We start from the raw sequence: 7,119 nt of genomic DNA, 5'->3' as shown, positions 1-7,119 counted from the left end.
AATAATCAGGACTTGACTAGTAGATCACTTATTCAAGCTCTATGAATGACTCTTATCGCCCCGAACAAACGAGTGTATTACCCTTTCGGGCTTTATGAACCGCTCTTATCGCCCCGAACAAGCGGACCAACACCCTTTTGGGGCTTTATGAACTGCTCCAACTTACCCCAAAAAGAAGGTCCTCACCCTTCTCGGGCTTTATGAACCTCCCTCGTTGTAGTGCTAATGCAAAAGAAGGAATGTGAACAAATCACATTCCTTCTTAATTACTCTATTAAAAATTCTCTAAAGCCCTGCCATGAATTTCTTCTAATCGGTGTGGCGGACAAACTTTGACCTTGCCTTGAATGACTGTCTCATTCTTTTCATTGGTTCCTGCCACACTAATTACAATGGTATGCTCTTCCCTTGTTACTTCAACCACTTCGAATAAGAGCTCAACTGCTCCATAATGATAGACAGGTTTTGGAAAGCTGATCTCTTGACTTAAAATATGACTTCCAGGACCGGGTAAATATTTTGAGATGGCTGAGGTAATCATACCTGTCAGCATAATGCTCGGAACGATTGGCTTTTCAAAAGGAGTCTGTGAAGCATAATCATGCTGAATATAGAGGGGATTTGCATCATCAGTTAATCCTAAATAAAGTAGCAGATCCTTGTCTTCTATTTTTTCAGTCATAGCTAGTTTTTCGCCAACAGTAATTTCTTCAATTTTACGTCCTAACCTTCTCTTTTTACCTAAAAGCAAAAAACTCCACCTCCATGTAAGCGATTTCAAACAAATACAAAGAAATTCGGGGAACCATTGTAACCCCGAATTTCTCTTTTATTTTTTTTACGCTAATACTTGCATCACATTGCGAACGGATTCAACTGATTTATCTAAAGCAGCTTTTTCGTCAGCAGTTAATTCAAGCTCGATGACTTTTTCAATGCCATTTGCACCAAGGATTGTTGGTACACCTAGGTAGATGCCATCGTAACCAAATTCACCTTCAAGATAAGCAATAGATGGAAGAACGCGACGTTGGTCTTTAAGGATTGCTTCACACATTTCAACCAAAGAAGCAGCAGGAGCATAATAAGCGCTTCCATTACCTAGAAGGTTAACAATTTCACCGCCACCTTTACGAGTGCGTTCTACAATTGCCTCAAGACGGTCTTTAGGAATTAATGTTTCTAATGGAATTCCACCAGCATATGAGTAACGTACAAGGGGAACCATGTCATCACCATGGCCACCTAAAACGAAACCTGTAATGTCTTTAACAGAAAGGTTCAATTCTTGAGCAACAAATGTGCGGAAACGAGCAGTATCAAGAACTCCAGATTGACCAATTACACGGTTTTTAGGGAATCCTGATTCTTTAAAAACTGTGTATGTCATTGCATCAACTGGGTTGGTTAAAACAAGAATTGTACAGTTAGGGGAATACTTCACGATTTCTTGAGTTACACTTCTCATAACCTTTTGGTTTGTCTGAACTAAATCATCACGGCTCATACCAGGTTTACGAGCAATACCAGCAGTGATCACTACTATATCTGAATCACGAGTATCTTCATAGTTTGAAGTACCAGTAATATTAGCATCAAAACCTTGTACTGGACTTGCTTCAAGCATATCTAATGCCTTACCTTTTGTAGGGTTTTCCATTGGAGCGATATCTACTAAAACTACATCTCCAAGTTCCTTTTGAGCTAGTAAAAATGCCGTAGTTGCTCCAGTAAATCCTCCGCCGATTACAGAAACCTTTTTACGTTTTAATGACATTATAACTCTCCCCTTTAAACGTTTTTGTTGTTCTTGAACCTTAAAATGCAGGCGGGGCTATTAAAGAACAGCCCACATCTGCATCAATTCTTTACTCCATGTTCTTAATAAGCTCGTTCGCAAATTCAGAAGTTTTTACTTCTGTTGCACCTTCCATTAATCGAGCAAAATCATATGTTACAACTTTAGAAGCAATTGTTTTTTCTACTGATTTAATAACCATTGTAGCGGCTTCGTTCCAGCCTAGGTGCTCAAGTAATAACACACCTGATAAAATAACAGATGAAGGATTCACCTTATCAAGACCTGCATATTTAGGTGCAGTACCATGTGTTGCTTCAAAAATCGCATGTCCTGTTTCATAGTTGATGTTAGCGCCTGGTGCAATACCAATACCGCCTACTTGCGCTGCAAGTGCATCTGAAATGAAATCTCCATTTAAGTTCATTGTTGCAACAACATCAAATTCACGTGGACGTGTAAGAATTTGTTGTAAGAAGATATCAGCAATTGCGTCTTTTACGATAATTTTGCCTGCTGCTTCTGCATCAGCTTGAGCTTTATTAGCAGCTTCTGAACCTTGCTCCGCTTTAATGCGGTCATATTGGGCCCATGTAAATACTTTATCGCCGAATTCCTTCTCAGCAAGCTCATAGCCCCAGTTTTTAAATGCGCCTTCAGTAAATTTCATGATATTACCTTTGTGCACGAGTGTAACTGACGAACGGCCTTCTTTAATGGCGTAATTAATTGCAGCACGGACTAGACGAGAAGTACCTTGTTCAGAAACAGGCTTAATACCGATACCAGAAGTTTCTGGGAATCTGATTTTGTTAACACCCATTTCATTTTGTAAGAAGTCAATTACCTTTTTAACTGCTTCTGAACCTTTTTCATACTCAATACCAGCATAAATATCTTCTGTGTTTTCACGGAAAATAACCATATCAGTATCTTGTGGACGCTTAACTGGTGAAGGAACTCCTTCGAACCATCTTACTGGACGTAAGCAGACAAACAAATCTAACTCTTGACGTAGAGCAACGTTCAACGAACGAATTCCTCCGCCAACAGGAGTAGTTAATGGTCCTTTAATGGCAATCAAATATTCATTGATTACATCAAGTGTTTCTGATGGCAGCCATTCGCCAGTTTGGTTGAATGCTTTTTCTCCAGCTAAAACTTCTTTCCAAATAAGTTTGCGTTCACCTTTGTACGCTTTTTCAACAGCTGCATTTAAAACTCTTTCAGAAGCAGCCCAAATATCTGGTCCGATTCCGTCACCCTCAATAAATGGGATAATTGGATTGTTTGGTACATTTAATACTCCGTTGGTAACTGTAATTTTTTCGCCTTGCATAGTTGATTTTCCCTCCTATTATGTAAAAAAGCTACGTTATGACTTATGGAAAGGTTAGAGATGTTAGTCTCTAACCTTATCATACATTCTTATTAGACCAATTATTGCGACAAAAGTAAATAATTAACCTCGTTGCTCAATTGGAATATATTTTTGCATACCAGGGCCTGTATAATCTGCACGCGGGCGGATTAAGCGGTTGTTTTGATACTGTTCAAGAATATGTGCAAGCCAGCCTGACACCCTGCTTACTGCGAAGATTGGTGTCATTAAATCATGGTCAATCCCTAAGCTGTGGTAAACTGAAGCAGAATAGAAATCCACGTTAGGTGGCAGATTCTTTTCACCGGTTACAATGCTTTCAATTTTTTCAGAAATATCATACCATTGTGGTTCGCCTGTTAGTTCAGTTAATTTTTTAGACATTGCTCTTAAGTGTTTGGCACGTGGGTCACCTTTTCGATAGACACGATGGCCAAAGCCCATGATCTTTTCTTTCTTCTCAAGCTTGCCACGTACATATGGTTCTACATTTTCGAGCGTACCAATTTCTTTTAACATTTTCATGACCGCTTCATTTGCCCCACCATGTAAAGGTCCTTTAAGGGCCCCAATTGCGGCAGTTACTCCAGAATAAACGTCGGATAATGTAGCCACACATACACGTGCTGTAAATGTAGACGCGTTTAATTCATGGTCCGCGTGTAATACAAGCGCTTTATCAATCGCTTCAACAGCGATTGGTTCTGGTACCTTCCCAGTCAACATGTATAAGAAATTGGCGGCAAAGCTTAATTCTGGTTTAGGTGCAATTGGCTCTAACCCTTTTCTAACACGAGCAAATGTTGCAACAATCGCAGGCATTTTTGCCTGAAGGCGAATCGCTTTTCGGTAATTTGAGTCTGGCTCCATTAAATCTGCTTCCTCATCATATAAACCTAAAAGAGAAACGGCTGAACGAAGTGCTGCCATTGGGTGTACCTTTTCAATTGGGTACATCTTAAAATGCGCGATTACTTCCTTTGGTAAGGCGGCATTTTCTGAAAGTTGCTTTTTCAATTCAGCTAATTGTTCTGCATTAGGCAGCTTTAGGTGCCATAATAAATAGATGATTTCTTCAAAACTAGCATTCACAGCTAAATCGTCAATGTCATAGCCAACATAAGTAAGCGTATCATCAATAATTGAGCTGATGGAGGAAGTTGTAGCCACTACCCCTTCAAGACCGCGTGTTACTGTCATACTAAATCTCTCCTTCTCATTCTAAATTTCCCCATACCAGTAAAGCAAAAATATTCCCCTTATACATTCATAAAATTAACTGAGCGATTGCTCGGGTCAAAAGCAAACAATTAGAATCTATTCCTTTAGGAAAAAATTAGTTAATAAACAAATCAGCGTTTTTATGTGGTTTATGTAAAAAAAGAAACGCTTACAAGCCTATTATAAACAATTATCAGATTTTTGTGAATGAAAAGGCTTCGAAAAGTGTAAAAAAATATTATTTTACAAAAAATCTAAGTAAAAAAACTAAAAATTTTCATTGCGGTATAGGCGATTCCAGCACCAATTAATGGACCGACTGCTACACCTTTGAAAATAGACACAGATAGAATTGTTCCAAGTACTAATGCTGTAGTAATCTGGGGGTCATCGGCTAATAATTTTACCCCTCCTTTTGCAAGCATAGCCACAATCATACCCGAGATAAGGGCAATCCACGCATAAGAAGATTTAAATGCTCCTGTTAAGTCCTTAAAACCGATTTCTCCACTTGCAATTGGTATTAATACAGCAATGGTTATAATCGTTACCCCCCAGTTGATCCCTTTCGACTGTATAATTGAGAATGCTTTGGTATCTAATCCTCCAATTTTTAAAGCAAGGAGAACAGCGATTGCGATTAGTAAAGAACTATTTTTCGCGATAAAACCAATAACTAGCAGTAATAATAAAAATAAGACTGACTCGTTAAGCATGTTTTCACCCTTCCTGATCGAAATTATCGTAACATAACATCTTCCTTAGAGTGAAATTTATGTTAACAGTAGTTTTCTGTTCTATTCCTTTGGAATGATTCTTGAAAAAAACCTTTGTAATACTTTCTCTATTATAATTATCTGGAAAAATATGCAGATTATTTCGTAAAATGTTAAACTAGAATTACGATAATTGGCCGATACAAGGAGGTTTGTCTTTGAATCTAAAGTATTTATACCGGACGATACGATTTATCATTGTCATTGGAGCAATTGTTTTGGGACTTTTGTGTTGTTTTTATTTATCAAAACTGATCTATCCATTTTTAATTGGTTTAATTATCGCCTTTTTAATTAATCCGCTTGTTGATATTTTTGAAAGAAAGGCTAGGATGCCTCGTGCCTTAGCAGTTTTTATTGCCCTTATTATTATTTTTGCTTTATTTGCAGGACTTATTACTCTCCTAATAGCCGAAATTGTTTCCGGTGCAAATTATTTATCTACTGTGGTACCAAAACATCTTGATACGTTAATAGAGTATATAGAGAATTATTTCACAGCGCAGATCCTGCCAATATATGAGCAATTATCCAGTGTCTTTAAAAAACTGGATTCCGGGCAGCAGGATACCATTATTAGTAATATTCAGAATGTCGGGACTAGAATTGGCACAACTGTTGGCAATTTTATTCAAAACCTATTCGGGATTATTCCCAATATTATTGCTTGGCTTCCGAATGCAGCGACAGTTTTAATCTTTTCTTTATTGGCTACGTTTTTTATTAGTAAAGATTGGTACCGATTCTCGAAATTGGGCGGCAAACTCTTACCCGAGAAAGCAAAAACAAGCAGCAGATCGGTTTTTTTGGATTTAAAAAGGGCGCTATTTGGATTTATTAAAGCCCAATTAACATTAATCTCAATTACTACAGTTATTATTCTAATAGGTTTGCTTATTCTTCGAGTTGATTATGCAATAACGATTGCATTAGTTACTGGCATTGTCGATATTATTCCCTATTTAGGAACAGGCGCCGTTTTTGTCCCTTGGATTATTTATGCTGCGATTAGTGGAAATATGGGGCTTGCCATTGGATTAGGTGTTCTTTACATCGTTGTCCTCGTCCAACGGCAGATTATGGAACCAAAAATCCTATCGTCTAATATTGGCCTCGATCCATTAGCCACACTGATTGCCTTATTCGTCGGTTTTAAACTAATTGGATTATTAGGATTAATTGTTGGTCCTGTCACACTAGTAATTATTAGTACTCTTTATCGGGCCAATGTTTTTCATGATTTATGGGGATTTATTATGGGGAAAGAAATATAATGTTTTAAGGAAAAAAGTCAGCTCCTAAACGGAAGCTGACTTTTATTTTATTATTTTGATATTCCCTTTATTAATCCTTCTTTGCCACATTTTTATGATTAAAAATTTTATTGGCTTACGGGTTGGTGGAAAAAGGAATAAGAAACCGGTAACATCTGTAATAAATCCAGGTGTTAAAAGCAGTGTTCCACCAATTAATATGCATATTCCATCTAATAATGCATCTCCAGGAAGTTGGCCATAACTTAATTGTTCTTGCACCCTTCGGATCGTCTGCAAGCCCTCTCTCTTGGCTAAATAAGCCCCAATGATTCCCGTTAAAATAATTAGGGTAATGGTTGGCCATACACCAATTGTCTTGCCTGAAAATAGCAGTACGCCAATATCCAGAGCTGGAATTAATATGATTAATAGAAATAAAAATCGCATAGATTGTCCCCTTTCCAAAAGGCTTATTTTCATTATATTACGAATGGGGATCATTTTGACAGGAATAAGAAAAGCGCAAGCGCCCTGGTCAGCGGCGTATGGCCTCCTCGAAAGAGCTAACGCTCTTTCTTCGTGCGATGCTTATGCTGCCGAAGCCTTCCTTGTGGAGCGCTCCAACTGAGATAAAGGAAACACGAAGAGCCGGAGGCGCATTCGTGCTTGACTTATCGTAGGGCGGAG

At 38.1% G+C, this 7,119-nt stretch carries 7 protein-coding genes; 1 reads left to right on the top strand and 6 read right to left on the bottom strand.

The features are described from left to right. Nucleotides 1-274: 274 nt before the first annotated feature. The 5 genes from V7659_RS07045 to V7659_RS07025 form a co-directional block, all read right to left on the bottom strand. Nucleotides 275-751, bottom strand: a complete 477-nt coding sequence (locus V7659_RS07045; protein ID WP_335539032.1) for a MaoC/PaaZ C-terminal domain-containing protein — start codon at nt 749-751, stop codon at nt 275-277. Between the two features lie 87 nt (nt 752-838). After that, on the bottom strand, nt 839-1,777 hold the full coding sequence (gene mdh / locus V7659_RS07040) for a malate dehydrogenase (RefSeq protein WP_098574379.1): 939 nt from the start codon (nt 1,775-1,777) through the stop codon (nt 839-841). 91 nt (nt 1,778-1,868) lie between these two features. Further along, a complete protein-coding gene (icd, locus tag V7659_RS07035) occupies nt 1,869-3,137 on the bottom strand; it encodes an NADP-dependent isocitrate dehydrogenase (RefSeq protein ID WP_283875371.1) in 1,269 nt (422 codons plus the stop codon). Between the two features lie 123 nt (nt 3,138-3,260). Then, a complete protein-coding gene (citZ, locus tag V7659_RS07030; protein WP_335539031.1) occupies nt 3,261-4,379 on the bottom strand; it encodes a citrate synthase in 1,119 nt (372 codons plus the stop codon). Between the two features lie 275 nt (nt 4,380-4,654). After that, complete coding sequence (locus V7659_RS07025; RefSeq protein WP_144547902.1) at nt 4,655-5,116, bottom strand: DUF441 domain-containing protein; 462 nt, start codon at nt 5,114-5,116, stop codon at nt 4,655-4,657. Between the two features lie 218 nt (nt 5,117-5,334). Between V7659_RS07025 and ytvI the strand changes: the two genes are divergently transcribed. Next, nucleotides 5,335-6,450 carry a sporulation integral membrane protein YtvI gene (ytvI, locus tag V7659_RS07020; RefSeq protein ID WP_335539029.1) on the top strand — a complete coding sequence of 372 codons (1,116 nt, stop codon included), beginning with the start codon at nt 5,335-5,337 and terminating at the stop codon, nt 6,448-6,450. A 42-nt stretch (nt 6,451-6,492) separates the two neighbouring features. On the opposite strand, the gene V7659_RS07015 is transcribed toward ytvI, so the two are convergent. Beyond that, on the bottom strand, nt 6,493-6,879 hold the full coding sequence (locus V7659_RS07015) for an FxsA family protein (protein ID WP_335539027.1): 387 nt from the start codon (nt 6,877-6,879) through the stop codon (nt 6,493-6,495). Nucleotides 6,880-7,119 lie beyond the last annotated feature (240 nt).

The sequence above is a fragment of the Neobacillus drentensis genome, from assembly GCF_036966985.1.
GTDB lineage: Bacteria > Bacillota > Bacilli > Bacillales > Cytobacillaceae > Neobacillus > Neobacillus drentensis_E.
This window is presented reverse-complemented; position numbering and strand designations above follow the sequence as displayed.